The organism is Nocardia sp. NPDC050408 (genome assembly GCF_044458905.1).
GTDB lineage: Bacteria > Actinomycetota > Actinomycetes > Mycobacteriales > Mycobacteriaceae > Nocardia.
This window is the reverse complement of the sequence record NZ_JBITIL010000002.1, coordinates 273,394-289,684: the sequence shown is the minus strand read 5'-3', so window position 1 is coordinate 289,684 and position 16,291 is coordinate 273,394. Positions and strand designations below refer to the sequence as shown.

Here is a 16,291-nt window from a genome sequence, read left to right as displayed (position 1 = left end):
TCCATACCGGATTTTCGCCGTGTGGGTGGATTCTTAGATGCGCGCCGAAGGCGAGTCTCGAATCCCGTTGAGCCGGATGCGAGTACTCTCCGCGGCGATCGGCATCGCCGACGAGAGTGGTATCGAAGGGCTGACAATACGTCGGTTGGCCGAAGTGCTCGGGGTCGAGGCGATGTCGCTGTATCACCACGTGGTCAGCGACCAGCGGATCAACCGCGCCTGCCGCGCAGGTAGTCGCTGACCACTGCGGCGCCGAGTCCGTCCAGATCCGGCGCCACCACGCGACCGCGGCTGCGGCGGGCCACCAAATCGACGAACGCGGCCAGGCTCGGATCCTCGCCGAGCATGAAGACGGTCACCGACGCGCCGAGTTTGGCCAGGGCATCGACCTGGGCCATCGTCACGGCCAGCGTGCGCGGCGCGGTCGGCCAATTGAAGTACGCCGCACCGTTCGGCTCCAGATGCGCAGTCGGCTCGCCATCGGTCACGACGAGCACGACGGGCACCGCGTCCGGATGTCTGCGCAGATGGCGCGCCGCCAGCAGCAGTGCGTGGTGCAGGTTCGTGCCCTGTTCCCACACGCCTTCCAGCGCAGTCAGTTCGCCGATATCGACGGTGGTGGCGTGCCGACCGAAGGTGATCAGGCTCAGTGCGTCGGAGCGGAATCGAGTGCTGATCAACTGATGCACCGCGAGGGCGGTGCGCTTCATCGGCAGCCACCGGCCCTCCTGCACCATCGACCACGAGGTGTCTACGCAGAGCGCGACCGCGGCCCGCGAGCGCTGCTCGGTTTCCATGATCTCGACATCGGACACATCGAGCGTGACGCTGCGACTGCCCACCGACATCGAACGCAGCACCGCATTGCGCACGGTCTTCGGTACGTCCCACGGTTCGGTATCGCCGAACTGCCATGTGCGAGTGGCGCCCGTCGGCTCCCCCGCCGCACCGGCCAACCGGGTATCCCGCTCGCCGCGTCGAGACCGCAACTGCCCGATGACATCGCGCAGCGCGGTCTCGCCGAGCCGTCGTAAAGCCTTGGGCGTCAACCGCAGTGAGCCGTCCGGCGCCCGTTCGAATACGCCCTGTCTGCGCAGTTCGCGTTCCAGTTCGGCGAGCCGGGCGGCATCCACGCTCGCGTCGTCGCCGAGTTGGCGGGCCAGGGCATCCAGATCGATATCCTCGAGGCTGGCGCCCGGATAGGACTGGCTCAGCTGCTCGGCGAGCGCGTCCAGTTCGGCGAGATCCTGCAGGGCTTGGGTGCCCGCACCGAGGCCCAACGGGTCGTTGCCGCGAAACCGTTGGGCGGAGTCCCAGTCCTCGCCCGGTCGCAGCGCCCGCAGGGCGGCGTCGAGGGCGGCGACCTGCTGGGCAATGAGCGGATCGCCGAATGCCTGCCCGATCAGCCCGGCCAGTTCGGCTTGCTGCTCGGCGGACATCGAGTTCAGCATGCGCTGTGCGGCGGCAGACCTGGCGGCGAGCGCATCGATCAGCTCATCGGTATTGCGCGGATTCTCCGGGAAGAACTCGCCATGCTCGGCCATGAATTCGGCGAACTGCTGTTCGGTGTCCTCGCCTCGTGCATGCGCGGCGAGCAGATCGTTCAGATCGGACAGCATCCGTCCGACGCGCTCGACATCCTCGGGTGTGGTGTTCTCCAGCGCCTGTTTCATGCCCTGAAACCGTGATTCGAGCAGCTCCTGACCGAGCAGGTCGCGGATCTTCTGATAGCTCTCCCTGCCGGCTTCGGATCGCCACTGGTATTCGGCCAGCTCGTTGACGGCGGCCGCGGTGCTCGGCGGCAAGGCGTCCAGCTGTGCTTCGGCGAATCTGGCGTCGTCGGATGGATCCGGAAACAATTCGCGTCGCTCGGCTTTCAGAGCCTGCTCCAGCAGTTCACGGACCTGTTGCAGGGTGCCGTCGAGCCGGTGTCGTCGACTGATCTCCGCGCGGCGCTGCCACACCTGCCGGGTGAGCTCATCGAGCCCCCGCATTTCGCGCATACCGCGGCGCAGCAGCTCCTCCAATGCGGTGCGGGGTGAGCTGCCCTCCATCACGTCGCGCCCGATCTGGTCCAGTGCCTCGCGCAGATCGAGCGGGGGTGCCAGTGGATCGGGCCCGTCGTGATAGGGCCCGTAGGCGTAGCGGTCCGGGGCGGTCACGAGCCGTACACCGCGACGCCGTCGTCGGAGTCCTTGGCTATCTGGCGGGCCAGGTAGAGGGCTTCCAGCGCGAATTCGACCGCCGATGCGATCCGAGCAGGCGGTTCGTCGGCGCCGACCCCGAGCCGACGCGCGACCTCGTGCAGGACGGGTAGTTCCGGCAACGCGGACAGCACGTCTTTACCGGGGACTCGTTCGCCGGTGGTGACCAGATGTCCGTCGCCGACTGCCTCCGCCAACGGTCGCAGGTTCAGCCCACCGAGCAGCGCACTCCCGGTCTCGGCGAACGAACGCCGCATCAAGTGCGTGAGATGCTCCTGCTCACGTCCTTCCTCACCGGACTCGAATTCCAGCTTGCCGCGCAATACCGCGGGTACGGATTCCAGGTCGACGGGACGCGCGACGGCGGGGTGTTCGCCGGTGAGCGCCGATCTGCGCAGTGCGGCGGCGGCCACGGTTTCCGCGGCGGCGACCGCGAATCGCGCGGACACACCGGAGCGCTGGTCGATGGCGGACGATTCGCGCAGGTGCCGCACGAACCGGGCGAGCACCTCGATCAGCGGGTCGCCGACCTCGGCCACCAGTTCGGCCTCCTGCCGGACCAGCGCCACCTCGGCCGAGACGCTCAGCGGGTAGTGGGTGCGGATCTCCGCGCCGAACCGATCCTTCAGCGGGGTGATGATCCGGCCGCGGTTGGTGTAGTCCTCGGGGTTGGCCGTGGCGACGAGCAGCACGTCGAGCGGCAGTCGCAGCGTGTAACCGCGGACCTGGATATCGCGCTCCTCCATCACATTCAGCAGCGCGACCTGAATGCGTTCGGCGAGATCGGGCAGTTCGTTGATGGCGACGATGCCGCGGTGGGCGCGCGGTACGAGTCCGAAGTGGATGGTCTCGGGATCACCGAGGCTGCGGCCCTCGGCCACCTTGACCGGGTCGACATCGCCGATCAGGTCACCGACGGAGGTGTCCGGCGTGGCGAGTTTCTCCGCATAGCGCTCGGAGCGGTGCCGCCAGGTGACCGGCAGGTCATCGCCCAATTCCTCGGCCAGTCGGCGACCGGCCGGGCTGATCGGTGCGAGCGGATGCTCGCCCAGTTCAGTACCCGCGATGACGGGTGTCCACTCGTCGAGCAGGCCGATCATGGTGCGCAGCAGCCGGGTCTTGCCTTGGCCGCGCTCACCGAGCAGTACGACATCGTGGCCGGCCAGCAGCGCACGTTCCAGCTGCGGCAGGACGGTTCGATCGAAGCCGACGATGCCCGGCCAGGGATCGTCGCCGGAACCCAACCGGGACAACAGGTTCTCGCGAATCTCGGACTTCACGCTGCGCGGCAGATGGCCGCCCGCGCGCAACTCGCCGACGGTAGTCGGCAGGTGCTCAGGAACAATCACCCCATCGACGCTACGTCGGTTCGGCGATGCGGTCGACGTTCAGCCGCGCTCGGAAACACGCCGGAAATAACCTTGACAAGCGCGGGCGGCCGGGCGGAGGGATGAACACCCCGCCCGGACCGCACTGGAGTTCTACCAGCTTTTCCCCGTTCGGTCGGGGAGATCGGTGTGAACGGGGTCGCTCTCTAGAATGAATCGACCGTGTTCATCGTTTTGGGGAGCCGCCACCGTGACCATTCAGCCCGTTCGCCTCTTCGGCGATCCCATCCTGCGATCACGTGCGGCGGAGGTCACCGAATTCGATCGTGAGCTGCGGCAGTTGGTCACCGATCTGACCGAGACCATGCACGACGACGGCGGGGTCGGGATGGCGGCGCCGCAGATCGGCGTCGGTCTGCGGGTTTTCGTCTACGACACCGAGGACGCCAGGGGACATCTGATCAATCCGACCTATGAGGTGGTCGGTGCGGAGGAGCAGGTCGGGCCCGAGGGCTGCCTGTCGATTCCCGGGCTGCGCTATGACACGCGGCGTGCGCTGCGGGTGCGGGCAGCCGGTGTCGACGTGAACGGTAAGCCGGTGGAATTCGCGGCTGAGGGCCTGCTGGCCCGGTGCGTGCAGCACGAGACCGATCATTTGGACGGTGTGCTGTTCATCGATCGGCTCGATCCCGCACAGCGCAAGGAGGCGATGCGCACCATTCGCGAATCCGATTGGTTCAGCGCGGGTATCACCGTGCGCAGTTCGCGTGCGCTCGGCTCGACCGAGGCCGGACCGTTCGGACGGGGCCGCTGATGCGCATTGTCTTCGCGGGGACACCGGAACCGGCGGTCCCGTCGCTGCAGCGTTTCATCGATTCGGAGCGGCACGAGGTGCTCGCCGTGCTGACCCGCCCCGATGCGGTCGCCGGGCGCGGGCGCAAGGTGCAGCGGTCGCCGGTCGGGCGGCTCGCCGATGAGCACGGCATTCCGGTGCTGACGCCGCGGCGCCCCGCCGAGCCCGAATTCATCGAGCAGCTCACCGAATTGTCGCCCGATTGTTGTCCGGTGGTGGCATACGGTGCGCTGCTTCCGCAGCGGGTGCTCGATATCCCTCGGTTCGGCTGGATCAATCTGCATTTCTCGCTTTTGCCTGCTTGGCGCGGCGCGGCGCCGGTCCAGGCGGCAATCGACGCGGGCGACGAGATCACTGGCGCGTCCACGTTCCAGATCGAGGCGGGCTTGGATACCGGGCCGGTTTTCGGTGTGGTGACCGAGAAGATCGCGGTGACCGATACCGCGGGCGCGTTGCTCGACCGGCTCTCGAACACCGGGGCGGTACTGCTCGAGAAGACGCTCGACGGCGTGGAAGACGGGACGCTGCAAGCTGTTCCGCAAGCTCATGACGGTGTTTCCTACGCACCCAAGGTGCCGGTCGAGGCCGGACATATCCGCTGGGATCAGCCCGCGCTGGCGATCAATCGTCGCATTCGCTCGGTCACCCCCGCGCCCGGTGCCTGGACCGAGGTGAACGGTAGCCGCTTGAAGGTCGGTCCGGTCGAGATGGTCGAGGAGGTCCTGCCGGAACGGGCGATCGAGGTCCGCAAGTCCGGCGTCTTCGTCGGCACCGCGACCACCGCGGTCCGCCTCGATCAGATTCAGCCACAAGGCAAACGCATGATGTCCGCCCTCGACTGGGCTCGCGGCGCGCGCCTGCAGCCTGGCGCGGTGGTCGAGTGATGACGAATCGCAAGTCCGCCGAGAAATCCGTCGACGGCGGTTGGCTCACCCGCGCGACGTCATCGAAAAGTGGTGCACAACAGAAGAATTCGCAGTCCATACGGCGCGACGACGAAGCTCGACCGTGGCGCACCGACCAGACCCGTGGCGATGCGCCACGGCCCCGATCAGAGCGGCGGAATATGACCGAACAGCGCAAGTCCGCATCATCGGGGGACGGTTCGTCGCAGCGCAAAGGTTCGCGCTCGGCGCAGGACAAAGGCTCGGTGCGCGGTGGATGGCAGGGCCGAGGAGTCGGCGGACAGGACGATCCGGAGAGGCGTGGCGATGCCACGAGGCGGTCTTCGGCACGGGATGACAGCCTCCGGGGCACGAGTCGGTCTGGCAATGACCGACATGCGCGGGGTGAGAGCGATGCGGCGTCCGGCGGGCAGCGGCGGGCCAACCGCCCGGCGAAGTCCAGTTCGGCCGGATCGAACGAGGGGCGACAGGCTGCGGGTGGTGGTGAGCGGCGTTCGAATCCTGCGCGGGGTTCGGCTGCAGCGGCAGGCCGAGCCGGTGGCGCTTCGGACAGGCCTGCCGAAGCAACGAAAGGCCGTGGGCGGCCAAAGGATTCAGTAGCATACGGCGATCCGGTGCGGCTCGTGGCGCGGGATGTGTTGCGGGCGGTGCGGGAGCGGGAGGCTTACGCGAATCTTGTGCTGCCAGGGTTGCTGCGGGAGCGGCGGATTTCGGGGCGGGATGCGGCGTTGGCGACCGAGCTGACCTACGGGACCTGCCGTTCGCTCGGGCTGCTGGATGCGGTGATCGCGGCGGGTGCTGGGCGGCCGGTTGACGAGATCGATGGGCCGCTGCTGGATGTGCTGCGGGTCGGGGTGTATCAGTTGCTGCGGACCCGGATCGGGGCGCATGCGGCGGTGGATACCTCGGTGGCATTGGCGCGCACGGAATTCGGCGCGGGCAAAGCGGGTTTCGTGAATGCCGTGCTGCGGCGGGCGGGGGAGAAGTCCGTCGATGCCTGGGTGGACGAACTCGCGCCGCGAGATCCGGTGGGCCGGTTGGCATTCGAATTCGCGCATCCGGTCTGGATCGCGCAGGCGTTCGCGGATGCGCTCGGCGCTCGGGCCGGGGAACTGCGGGATGTGCTGGCGGCCGATGATGCTCGGCCGATCGTGCATCTGGTGGCTCGTCCCGGCGATATCACCGCTGAGGAACTGGCACTGGTGACCGGCGGTGAAGAGGGCAAGTGGTCGCCGTACGCGGTCTACCTCGACGGCGGCGGCGATCCCGGCAAGCTGGAGCCGGTCCGCGAAGGTATGGCGGCAGTACAGGACGAGGGCAGTCAACTCGTTGCACTCGCGCTGACCCGAGCAGAACTGGAAGGTACGGACAACGGCCGCTGGCTCGATCTGTGCGCCGGACCCGGTGGCAAAGCGGCCCTGCTCGGTGCGATCGCCGCAATAGACGGCCATCGCGTCGACGCGGTCGAACCGGCAGAACACCGCGCCGAGCTGGTCCGCAAGACGGTCCGCGACCTACCCGTCGACGTGCACGTTGCCGACGGTCGCAACAGCGGCCTCGCCCCTGGCTACGACCGCATCCTCGTCGACGCACCGTGCACCGGCCTAGGCGCACTGCGTCGCCGCCCAGAGGCCCGCTGGCGGCGTACCCCTTCCGATGTCGCCGAACTGGTTGTCCTGCAACGCGAACTCCTCGCCGGCGCATGGGATCTCCTGCGCCCCGGCGGCGTGGTCCTCTACTCGACCTGCTCCCCCCATCTCCTGGAGACCGTCGCCGTCGTCGCCGACGCGGCCCGCCGCACCAACGCCATCCAACTCGACACCCGCGAGCTCCTGCCCGGCGTCACCGATATCGGCGATGGCCCCGGCGCCCAACTCTGGCCACATCGCCACGGCACCGACGCCATGTTCCTCGCCGCCCTGCGGAAGCCTCTCGAGTAGCACCTGCTCCGAGGCGGGTCCGGCGACCTGCCAGGATCGCCCTCTGGCAGTCGGACCGGTAGCGAGCCATGTCGCGGTTCGGGTCGTCGCACATCATTGTTGTCGGCCGTTGCATCGGTCGGCCCGAAAAGACCACAGGAGGTCCACACTCCGAGGCGACATTCGTCCAAGCCACAGGCGCGTCGGCGGCGCAGACTGAATCGCGTGGCGATGACATGGCAGCAGGTGGTGGCGCTGGCCACCGAACTTCCCGAGGTGGCGGAGTCGACGTGGTGGCGCAGTCCCGCGCTGAAGGTGAGCGGAAAGGGGTTCGCGCGGTTGCGGTCGGAGGCCGAGGGCGGACTCGTACTGCTGTGCGAGATGGCGGAGAAGGATGCCATGCTCACCTCCGGTGATCCGGCTTTCTACACCACCCCGCACTACGACGGATACCCCTACATCCTCATCGACCTCGACCGGATCGAGCCCGATCACCTCCGCGAACTGCTCGACGCCGCCTGGTGCTTGACGGCGCCCGCGAAACTTCGCAAACAACAGGCACGCTGAGGCTACTCAGTCGCGGGCCGACTGTTCGCGCAGACGGGCAAGGGTCTTCGCGAGAATGCGCGAGACGTGCATCTGCGAGATCCCCATCCGCTGGGCGATCTGGGTCTGCGTCATCGATTCGAAAAACCGCATGGTGAGGATGCGGCGTTCGCGTTCCGGGAGTCCGGCGAGCAGCGGACGGATCGCGACATACTCCTCGACCCGGTCGAATTGCGACTCCTCCTCGCCGAGGGTGTCGAGCAGCGATGCCTCGGTATCGCGACCGAGTGAGGCGGCGTCGATCGAGCTCGGCTGGTAGGCGTTGCCCGCGATGACGGCCTGGGTCACCTCGTCGGGATCCACATCGAGTTCGGCCGCAATCTCTTTCGCGGTCGGGGAGCGGCCGAGGGTTTGCGAGAGCGCGTCGATGGCCGCGCCGATGCGCAGATGGGTCTCCTTCACCCGTCTCGGTACCCGCATGGCCCAAGTGTTGTCGCGGAAATAGCGACGCACCTCACCCATGATCGTCGGCACCGCGAAGGACAGGAAATTCGAGCCGCGCGAAATATCGAAACGGTCCACCGCATGCACCAAACCGACCCGCGCGACCTGCGTGAGATCGTCGAACGGCTCACCGCGCCCACTGAATTTGCGGGCGATGTGATCCGCGAGCGGAATGCACCGGCCGATCAGCTCTGCACGCAGTGCGGTATGCCGCGCGGTGCCCGGTTTACTTGCGGCGAGCTGCTCGAACAGCGCGCCGACATCGTCGTACCCCGCGCCGGACGCCTGGAGGGTTTCGACTTCCTCTGCGGCTTCTTCGGTCAGCACGGGTTCGGCGTCGTCCTGGGCTTCTTCGGTCAGCACGGGTTCGGCGTCGTTCTGCTCGGCGTCGGACACAGTGTTCTCGTCCGCCACTACGCTTTCCCCCGGACCCGACGGAACTCCACCGTCGTCGGATATCCGGATGCGGCCGAGTCGAACGGGTCCTGTGTCGCTTGTACTTCATCGGTGAGGGTGCGCAGTACATGCCAGCCGAAGCTGCGCTGATCCGGCAGCCCCTCCGTCCCGGCTAGGCCGGTCACCTTGACGAGCAATTCGGTGTCACCCACGGTGAACCGGCAGTGCAGGCTGGTCGCCGGTGCCGCGACCGCGATCAGCGTCGAGCACACCTCGTCAACGGCCAGCCGGACATCGGCCACCTCGTCGAGGGTGAAATCGCTGAGCAGCACCAGTGTTTCGGCGAGCCCGCGCACGATCGGCAGCTGCGTCACCGACGCAGCCACCCGAATCTCCACCGGGGTGCTGTAGAGCCCCTGTTCCGCCGAAATGTTGATCACCCTATGCAGGCTACCCACTCCCGGCCGGAGCAACCCTAGGTACCGGTAAGCTCCCGCGATGTGTCCAGTTCGACGTTTACGCGCCCGCCCACGCCGATGATCGCCCCATCCATCCTCTCCGCCGACTTCGCACGCCTCGCGGATGAGGCAAACGCGGTGCATGGCGCCGATTGGTTGCATGTCGATGTGATGGACGCACACTTCGTGCCGAATCTCACCCTCGGGCTTCCGGTGGTCGAAAGTCTGTTGAAGGCCACCGACATTCCGCTCGACTGCCATTTGATGATCGAGGATCCGGCCCGCTGGGCTCCGCCCTACGCGGAGGCGGGTGCGTACAACGTCACCTTCCATGCCGAGGCGACCGACGATCCGATCGCGGTCGCGCGCGATATTCGCGCGGCCGGTGCCAAGGCCGGTCTTTCGGTGAAGCCGAATACGCCGATCGAGCCGTATCTGGAGATCCTGCGCCACTTCGACACACTGCTGGTGATGAGCGTGGAGCCGGGCTTCGGCGGACAGTCGTTCATTGCACATGTGTTGGAAAAGGCGCGAATCGTGCGCCGACTGGTGGACGCGGGCGAACTGCGTTTGATCGTGGAAATCGACGGCGGCATCAATGCCGACACGATCGAGGCCGCCGCGGAGGCAGGCATCGATTGTTTCGTCGCCGGATCCGCGATCTACAACACCGCCGACCCGGGTGCGACCGTCGAAAAGCTGCGGCAGCAAGCCGCGGCGCTGCGCAGCTCCTAGTCACGAAACTGCTAGCGGGCGGGCACTTTCCGGCTGCCGATGGCGCGCGTCGCCTCGATCACCGCGCTGAGCGGTGGCAGGGTTGTCGCGTTCTCCGGCGGCTGGATCCAGGTGCGGTAGCCGGTGCGCTCGTCATCCGGTGAGGGCAGCGCGACCTGACTCCCCGTGCATGCGACGGTCGCGTAGATCCGGAACAGCTCCGCGGAGACGGCCACGCTGAGGGTATCGGGACGGGCCGGACCGGTGATGAAGGTCCAGCGCTCGGCTCGCGGGTGGTGCACCACCGGTGCTGCGATCTGCGCCTGGATGAGCTGCTGCTGCACCTGTTCGCCCAGGTCGGCGGGCATCGTGATCGCCCCGTAATAGGTGCCGATATGGAGCAGGATGCGGCGGGACGTCGGGTCGATCGAAGCCGGCATATGAAATTCGCTCCGGTACTGCACGCAGCGAACTTCGAGCGTCGAATCGACAAGAGTGGTCACGCAACACCCCCATTCGTGTCCAACCTGATTTGACCCACTGCTGTCTCCGGCTTCCTCGAGTGGTGGATTTCGCTGGGTACGAACTCGCCGGGCCACGTCGGACCGGGTAGAACCGTTCCGCACCGAACTGCTCGGGTCGAAGTTGAAGCATAGGAATCAGCTACATAACAATCTTGCGATCCTTTTCGGCGCTGCGCAAGGTTTTGGTCTAATCGTGTCTCCGTTGGGTATTACAACATGCTAGATACTATGTGCGACGGATGAAATCCATTCGTGTGGTTCCGGAACTGGTAATGAAAAATTATTGTCGCCGGAAAACAGCGATATTTCCGCACGGATGCGTAATATTTCGCTTCGAAAAATAATTGCCGCTGGTTCGGCGCGAGCCGCGGTGCTCTGCGGTCGGCTTACCGGCTACTTGCCGAACCCCCGGTATCCACCGCCCCGCTGGCTGGAACCGCGGTGCCGTCTACGACCCGGCGTCGTTAGGCTGAGGAGGGATCGGCGTACCGGCGGGAATAGTCGCCGGATCCCGGCTGTTCGGCACCGTAGAAACCACGCGACAGGGAGTCAAGGCATGTTCACAGGCATCGTCGAGGAACTCGGCGAGATCGTCGCCACCGAAGAGCTGGCCGATGCCGCTCGGCTGACGATCCGGGGCAAGCTGGTCACTTCCGATGCCGGGCACGGTGATTCGATCGCCGTCAACGGCGTCTGCCTGACCGTTGTCGATGTGGTCGACGGCGATTCGTTCACCGTCGACGTGATGCAGGAGACGCTGAACCGTTCCAGCATCGGCGGACTCGGCACGGGTTCACGGGTGAATCTCGAGCGTGCGGCCGCGCTGAACAGCAGGCTCGGCGGCCACCTGGTGCAGGGCCACGTCGACGGCACCGGCACCGTGCTCACGCGCACGCCGTCGGAGAACTGGGAGGTCGTGCGGATCTCGCTGCCCGACGCGATCGCCCGCTATGTAGTGGAGAAGGGTTCGATCACCGTCGACGGCATCTCGCTGACCGTCTCGGGTCTCGGCATCGCCGACGTGCCCGCAGCCGACGGCAATCAGGACTGGTTCGAGGTCTCGCTGATCCCGACCACGCTGTCCATGACGAACCTGGGCGCCGCCGCCGTCGGCGCCACGGTGAACCTGGAAGTGGATGTCATCGCCAAGTACGTCGAACGCCTCCAACAGCGCGGCTGACAGCGAGTAGACGCTGTGCTGAACGTGCCGCTCCCACCCTGGCGGCCACCACGGAGCGAATTCTACGAGCGACCGCTCGCGGCCCGGCTCGCGTCCGCGCCGAAGGCTCGGCCATCGAACACAGCCGAGTGGCCGAAGCGCATACGACGCAGTCGTATGTCTCGACCGCTCGGACGCGAGACAGCAGGGGCCCGTGAACACGCCGCGCCGCAGGTGCGGCAGGTTGAGCACAGTACTGTATGGGGGCACCTATTTCGAGATGGAGCACAACAGACGTGACCAGGTTCGACACCATCGAGCGCGCAGTCGCCGATATCGCCGCCGGTAAGGCGGTCGTCGTCGTCGACGACGAGGACCGTGAGAACGAGGGCGACCTCATCTTCGCGGCGGAAAAGGCGACCCCCGAGCTGGTCGCCTTCATGATTCGCTACACCTCGGGTTATATCTGTGTGCCGCTCACAGGCGAGGACTGCGATCGGCTCGGCCTGCCGCCGATGTACGCGCAGAACCAGGACAAGCACGGCACCGCCTACACCGTGTCGGTCGATGCCAGGGAGGGCATCACCACCGGTATCTCCGGCGCCGACCGTGCCACCACCATGCGACTACTCGCCGACCCGAATGCGAAGGCCGACGATCTGACCCGTCCGGGTCACGTGGTTCCGTTGCGCGCCAAGGAGGGCGGCGTGCTGCGTCGTCCCGGCCACACCGAGGCCGCGGTCGATCTGGCGCGGATGGCCGGATTGCAGCCTGCCGGTGTCATCTGCGAGATCGTGAGCCAGAAGGACGAGGGCCATATGGCCCGCACCGAGGAGCTGCGCGTTTTCGCCGACGAGCACAATCTGGCGCTGATCTCCATCGCGGAGATGATCGCCTGGCGGCGCAAGCACGAGAAGCAGGTCATTCGGGTCGCCGAGGCCAGGATCCCCACGGCGCACGGCGAATTCAAGGCCGTCGGCTATCAGAGCATCTACGACGATGTCGAACATGTCGCGTTGGTGCGCGGCGATATCGATGACGGTGACGATGTGTTGGTGCGGGTGCATTCCGAGTGCCTCACCGGCGACGTCTTCGGTTCTCTGCGCTGCGATTGCGGTCCGCAGTTGGACGCCGCACTGGAGATGGTGGCCCAGGAGGGTCGCGGTGTGGTCCTCTACATGCGCGGACACGAGGGTCGCGGCATCGGTCTGATGCACAAGCTGCAGGCTTACCAGCTGCAGGATTCTGGTCACGATACCGTCGATGCGAATCTGGAGCTCGGCCTGCCCGCCGACGCCCGCGACTACGGCACCGGCGCGCAGATCCTGGTGGATCTCGGGATCCGGTCCATGCGCCTGCTCACCAACAATCCGGCCAAGCGCGTCGGACTGGACGGCTATGGGCTGAAGATCACCGAGCGGGTGCCGATGCCGTTGCGCGCCAATGCCGAAAACCTGCGGTACCTGCGAACCAAGCGGGACCGGATGGGCCACGACCTGATCGGGTTGGATGAACTCGATCTCGGCGAGACCGCGCAGTGATTTCTCACATCGACGCAGCCTGGAAGGGAATTCAGTGAGCGAGCGCAGCGAGCCAACCATGTCACAGCGTGCATCGCGCATGCCGAAGCCGAGCGCCAGCGAGGCGCGGGCATGAGCGGCACTGGCGTACCCAGCTTCGAGCTGTCGGATGCCAAGGATCTGAAACTCGGCATCGTCGCCTCGCGTTGGCACACCCAGATCTGCGACACCCTCGTCGCGAATGCGGAGAAGGTGGCCAAGGATGCGGGCGTCGAGCACATCACCGTGGTGCGGTGCGCGGGTGCGATGGAACTTCCGGTGGTTGCTCAGGAATTGGCCCGCTCACATGACGCGGTGGTCGCGCTCGGTGTGGTGATCCGCGGTGGCACACCGCATTTCGAATACGTCTGTGATGCGGTGACGGCCGGTCTCACGCGGGTATCGCTCGATGCGGGTACGCCCGTGGCCAACGGCGTGCTGACCACCAATAACGAGGCGGAGGCGCTGGACAGGGCCGGATTGCCGGGCTCCGCCGAGAACAAGGGCGAACAGGCGGCCGCGGCAGCACTCGATGCCGCGTTGACGCTGCGCGCTCTGCGGCCGTAGACCATGCCGGTCGTTCGCATCTGGCGTAGAGGCCAGGCCGCGGCTACCGAATCGAGCTCCGGCGAGTGGGAGCTCGAGGTGCGGCCGAATCGCGCGGTTCGGACCGCATGGACCGTCGCGGTGCTGCTCGTCGCCGGGTTCACCGCAGGCGGCTTACTATTGCGTCACGGTTCGACGGGCGTGAACTTCCGCCTCGCGGACCAGTTCGCGATGATCGGCATCGGCGTACTCGGTGCGGCAGCGGTGCTCCTACTGACCCGGCCGCGCGTACGTGTCGGCAAGCGCGGCGTCTCGGTGCGGAACATCCTGGGTGACACCGAATTCCCCTGGGAGTACATCCGCGGTGTCTCCTTTCCGGACCGAAAGTCCTGGGCCCGCCTCGAACTGGTCGACGACGACTACGTCCCCCTCATGGCAATCCGCTCCAACGACAAGCAACGCGCTGTCGAGGCCTTGGACAAGCTGCGGATGCTGGGCGCGAAATATACTGCCGCGCAGGAGTAGGCGGGTGTATTGCTATCGGATTGCATGAGATCCGAAGCCCGCGTACTCGCCGATGCATTCACTAACGATCCGCTTATGGCAACTTCTAGCCGATTGCGGCTCGCCGCCGAACAGCCTTGCCGCTGTTCCGCGATTCGCGCATCGGCCGGTGCTCTATCCGATGCTGCGGACCGGATAGAGCAGCAGCAGGTCAGCGGGTGTCGCCGAGGACGGCGCCTTCGCGCCTCGGGTCCGCACCGCCGATCCAGCCATCGCCGTCGCGCTGCAATGCGCTGAGGCCGCTGGATTGGGGTGCGACCGAGACTTGGTGGCCGAGTTCGCGCAGGCGTAGGACCAGCGGATCGTGATCGCCGTTATCGGTGGCATTGATGGCGGGGTGCTCGCCGCCGACGCCGGTCGCCGGACTGTTTCCGGCGCCGAAGGCGAGCGCGGAGACCGCCTGTTGTGGGTCCAGGCCCCAATCCAGGACGCCGATCAGGGCTTTCACGACGAACTGGATGATCACCGAACCGCCGGGGGAGCCGGCGACCTGGGTCAGATCGCCGCGGGAGCCGTCGGCATTGTGGTCGAAGACCAGAGTCGGGCTCATCGAGCTGCGCGGCCGCTTACCCGGCTGCACGCGATTGGCGACGGGGGCGCCATCGGTGCCGAGCGGATCGGCGGAAAAATCGGTGAGCTGGTTGTTCAGCACGAATCCGTCGACGAGATGGAACGATCCGAAGGCCGATTCCACCGTGGTGGTCATCGAGGCGGCATTGCCGTATTTATCGACCACCGAAATATGGCTGGTGCCGTGCTCGGGCGGCTGTGGCCCGACGCCCAGCGGCACCGGGCCGAAATCGCCGGGCTGCGCGGTGCCCATGCTGTGGCCGGGATCGATGAGACCGGCGCGCTGCTTCAGATAATCCCTGTTCAGCAGGGTCTGCGGCGAATTACCCGGCAGCGGAATGAAATCCGTATCGGCGACGTACTTGTTCCGGTCGGCGTAGGCGAGCCGCTCGGCCTCCGAGATCAGATGCACCGCTTCGGCCTTCGGTTTGCCGCCGTTGCGGTCGATATTGTCCGGCCTCAGCGCGGACAGGTCGAAGTTCTCCAGGATGCCGAGGGTGGCCGCGACGGTGATGCCGCCCGAGGACGGGCTCGGCATACCGCAGATCTCGTGCGTGCGGTAGTTCGTGCAGAGTGCGGTCCGCTTCTTGGCCTGATATCCGGCGAGGTCGTTGGCGGTGACGAGGCTCGGGGTGCGCCCGCCCGCAGTGGATCCGGCCGCGTCGACGATGTCGTGGGCGATGGCGCCGGTATAGAAGGCATTCGCGCCGTCGGTGGCAATGGCGTTCAAAGTCTTGGACATTGCCGGGTTGGTCAGTAGGGTGTCGGCCCGTTTCGGGGTGCCGTCCGGATTGAGGAAGTAGGCCTTCGCGGACTCGTCCACCGCGAGATCCTTGGCGGATTCGACGATCTGACCGGCCAGGCGCGGACTGATCGGGAAGCCGCGATCGGCCAGCCCGATGGCCGGGTCGAACAGGTCCCGCCAAGCGGTCTTGCCGTGGTCGCGATGCGCCAGTTCCAGCATGCGCAAGACGCCGGGCACGCCGATCGAGCGTCCGCTCGCACGGGCACTCGGCTTCGGCTCGGTCCGATCGGTATCGCTGACCCAGCGCAGATAATTCTCGGTCGCCGCCGCCGGGGCGATCTCCCGACCGTCGTACGCCTCCACGCTCTTGCTGGCCGCGTCGTAATAGAGCATGAACGAGCCACCACCGATGCCGGAGGCCTGCGGCTCCACCAACCCGAGCACCATCTGCGCCGCGATGAGTGCATCCGCGGCCGTGCCGCCGTTGCTCAGCACCTCGCAGGCGGCCTTGGTAGAGACCGGGTTGGCCGTGGACACCGCATAGGTCTTGGTGCGCACCGCCGTCATATCGGATCGGTAGCCGGTCGCGATCTCCGGATTGGTGCTCAAATCCTTGGTCGCGCCAGGTGCCGCACCCGCTGAGGTCGCGACCACCGGGGTCCCGTTCGGCGTCGCACTACACGCCGCGTTCGCCGGTGTGTCATCGGATGAACATCCGCTGACAACGCCGACGATGAGCGTGAGCGCCGCCGCGGCGCTGACCCAGGTTCTTCGCGTGCCACTCATGGACCGCACTG

General features: G+C 66.5%; 16 protein-coding genes. 10 read left to right on the top strand and 6 right to left on the bottom strand.

All coding sequences use genetic code 11. The annotated features are described in order from the left end of the window. The first annotated feature begins 37 nt into the window (after positions 1 to 37). Complete coding sequence (locus tag ACIBJI_RS06125) at positions 38 to 241, top strand: hypothetical protein (RefSeq protein WP_364340225.1); 204 nt, start codon at positions 38 to 40, stop codon at positions 239 to 241. On the opposite strand, the gene ACIBJI_RS06120 is transcribed toward ACIBJI_RS06125, so the two are convergent. Continuing rightward, positions 210 to 2,162, bottom strand: a complete 1,953-nt coding sequence (locus ACIBJI_RS06120) for a VWA domain-containing protein (RefSeq protein WP_397083242.1) — start codon at positions 2,160 to 2,162, stop codon at positions 210 to 212. The two genes, ACIBJI_RS06125 and ACIBJI_RS06120, sit on opposite strands and share 32 nt — an antisense overlap. Then, a complete protein-coding gene (locus ACIBJI_RS06115) occupies positions 2,159 to 3,553 on the bottom strand; it encodes an ATP-binding protein (RefSeq protein ID WP_397083240.1) in 1,395 nt (464 codons plus the stop codon). The genes ACIBJI_RS06120 and ACIBJI_RS06115 overlap by 4 nt, the downstream gene beginning before the upstream one ends. Positions 3,554 to 3,782: 229 nt before the next feature. Here ACIBJI_RS06115 and def point away from each other — a divergent pair, with 229 nt between their 5' ends. The 4 genes from def to ACIBJI_RS06095 all read left to right on the top strand — a co-directional run bounded on the left by def (position 3,783) and on the right by ACIBJI_RS06095 (position 7,776). Next, positions 3,783 to 4,346: a peptide deformylase gene (def, locus tag ACIBJI_RS06110; RefSeq protein WP_040692128.1), complete on the top strand. Its 564-nt coding sequence runs from the start codon at positions 3,783 to 3,785 to the stop codon at positions 4,344 to 4,346. Continuing rightward, on the top strand, positions 4,346 to 5,269 hold the full coding sequence (fmt, locus tag ACIBJI_RS06105; RefSeq protein ID WP_364340235.1) for a methionyl-tRNA formyltransferase: 924 nt from the start codon (positions 4,346 to 4,348) through the stop codon (positions 5,267 to 5,269). Before def ends, fmt begins: the two co-directional genes overlap by 1 nt. Positions 5,270 to 5,913: 644 nt before the next feature. After that, positions 5,914 to 7,230, top strand: a complete 1,317-nt coding sequence (locus ACIBJI_RS06100; protein WP_397083237.1) for an RsmB/NOP family class I SAM-dependent RNA methyltransferase — start codon at positions 5,914 to 5,916, stop codon at positions 7,228 to 7,230. Positions 7,231 to 7,440: 210 nt separating this feature from the next. Beyond that, positions 7,441 to 7,776 (top strand): MmcQ/YjbR family DNA-binding protein, encoded by a 336-nt coding sequence (locus ACIBJI_RS06095; protein ID WP_364340720.1) that lies wholly within the window; start codon positions 7,441 to 7,443, stop codon positions 7,774 to 7,776. A 6-nt stretch (positions 7,777 to 7,782) separates the two neighbouring features. Here ACIBJI_RS06095 and ACIBJI_RS06090 read toward each other — a convergent pair whose 3' ends face one another. Beyond that, a complete protein-coding gene (locus ACIBJI_RS06090) occupies positions 7,783 to 8,586 on the bottom strand; it encodes an RNA polymerase sigma factor SigF (RefSeq protein ID WP_396955257.1) in 804 nt (267 codons plus the stop codon). Between the two features lie 86 nt (positions 8,587 to 8,672). Further along, on the bottom strand, positions 8,673 to 9,095 hold the full coding sequence (locus tag ACIBJI_RS06085; protein ID WP_364340241.1) for an anti-sigma factor: 423 nt from the start codon (positions 9,093 to 9,095) through the stop codon (positions 8,673 to 8,675). A 96-nt stretch (positions 9,096 to 9,191) separates the two neighbouring features. Here ACIBJI_RS06085 and rpe point away from each other — a divergent pair, with 96 nt between their 5' ends. After that, the gene (rpe, locus tag ACIBJI_RS06080; RefSeq protein ID WP_364340722.1) at positions 9,192 to 9,848 is read left to right on the top strand and encodes a ribulose-phosphate 3-epimerase; all 657 of its coding nucleotides are present in this window, start codon (positions 9,192 to 9,194) and stop codon (positions 9,846 to 9,848) included. 11 nt (positions 9,849 to 9,859) lie between these two features. On the opposite strand, the gene ACIBJI_RS06075 is transcribed toward rpe, so the two are convergent. Then, entirely contained in the window at positions 9,860 to 10,267 is a 408-nt protein-coding gene (locus ACIBJI_RS06075) for a hypothetical protein (RefSeq protein ID WP_364340242.1), read from the bottom strand. A gap of 640 nt (positions 10,268 to 10,907) precedes the next feature. Here ACIBJI_RS06075 and ACIBJI_RS06070 point away from each other — a divergent pair. From ACIBJI_RS06070 to ACIBJI_RS06055, 4 genes are all read left to right on the top strand, one after another. Continuing rightward, the gene (locus ACIBJI_RS06070; protein ID WP_364340244.1) at positions 10,908 to 11,531 is read left to right on the top strand and encodes a riboflavin synthase; all 624 of its coding nucleotides are present in this window, start codon (positions 10,908 to 10,910) and stop codon (positions 11,529 to 11,531) included. A gap of 275 nt (positions 11,532 to 11,806) precedes the next feature. Then, entirely contained in the window at positions 11,807 to 13,051 is a 1,245-nt protein-coding gene (locus ACIBJI_RS06065; protein WP_040692104.1) for a bifunctional 3,4-dihydroxy-2-butanone-4-phosphate synthase/GTP cyclohydrolase II, read from the top strand. A gap of 111 nt (positions 13,052 to 13,162) precedes the next feature. Beyond that, positions 13,163 to 13,636, top strand: a complete 474-nt coding sequence (ribH, locus tag ACIBJI_RS06060; protein ID WP_364340246.1) for a 6,7-dimethyl-8-ribityllumazine synthase — start codon at positions 13,163 to 13,165, stop codon at positions 13,634 to 13,636. 3 nt (positions 13,637 to 13,639) lie between these two features. Further along, positions 13,640 to 14,140: a PH domain-containing protein gene (locus ACIBJI_RS06055; RefSeq protein ID WP_397083235.1), complete on the top strand. Its 501-nt coding sequence runs from the start codon at positions 13,640 to 13,642 to the stop codon at positions 14,138 to 14,140. Between the two features lie 190 nt (positions 14,141 to 14,330). On the opposite strand, the gene ACIBJI_RS06050 is transcribed toward ACIBJI_RS06055, so the two are convergent. After that, positions 14,331 to 16,280, bottom strand: coding sequence for a gamma-glutamyltransferase family protein (locus ACIBJI_RS06050; protein WP_397083233.1), 1,950 nt, complete (start codon positions 16,278 to 16,280; stop codon positions 14,331 to 14,333). Positions 16,281 to 16,291: the final 11 nt, after the last annotated feature.

Excerpts from the sequence above, each read along its gene's own strand:
- ACIBJI_RS06125 (WP_364340225.1), top strand. The coding sequence starts at position 38 with ATGCGCGCCGAAGGCGAGTCTCGAATCCCGTTGAGCCGGATGCGAGTA.
- fmt (WP_364340235.1), top strand. The coding sequence starts at position 4,346 with ATGCGCATTGTCTTCGCGGGGACACCGGAACCGGCGGTCCCGTCGCTG.
- ACIBJI_RS06095 (WP_364340720.1), top strand. The coding sequence starts at position 7,441 with ATGACATGGCAGCAGGTGGTGGCGCTGGCCACCGAACTTCCCGAGGTG.
- rpe (WP_364340722.1), top strand. The coding sequence starts at position 9,192 with ATGATCGCCCCATCCATCCTCTCCGCCGACTTCGCACGCCTCGCGGAT.
- ACIBJI_RS06075 (WP_364340242.1), bottom strand. The coding sequence starts at position 10,267 with ATGCCGGCTTCGATCGACCCGACGTCCCGCCGCATCCTGCTCCATATC.
- ACIBJI_RS06070 (WP_364340244.1), top strand. The coding sequence starts at position 10,908 with ATGTTCACAGGCATCGTCGAGGAACTCGGCGAGATCGTCGCCACCGAA.
- ribH (WP_364340246.1), top strand. The coding sequence starts at position 13,163 with ATGAGCGGCACTGGCGTACCCAGCTTCGAGCTGTCGGATGCCAAGGAT.
- ACIBJI_RS06055 (WP_397083235.1), top strand. The coding sequence starts at position 13,640 with ATGCCGGTCGTTCGCATCTGGCGTAGAGGCCAGGCCGCGGCTACCGAA.
- ACIBJI_RS06050 (WP_397083233.1), bottom strand. The coding sequence starts at position 16,280 with ATGAGTGGCACGCGAAGAACCTGGGTCAGCGCCGCGGCGGCGCTCACG.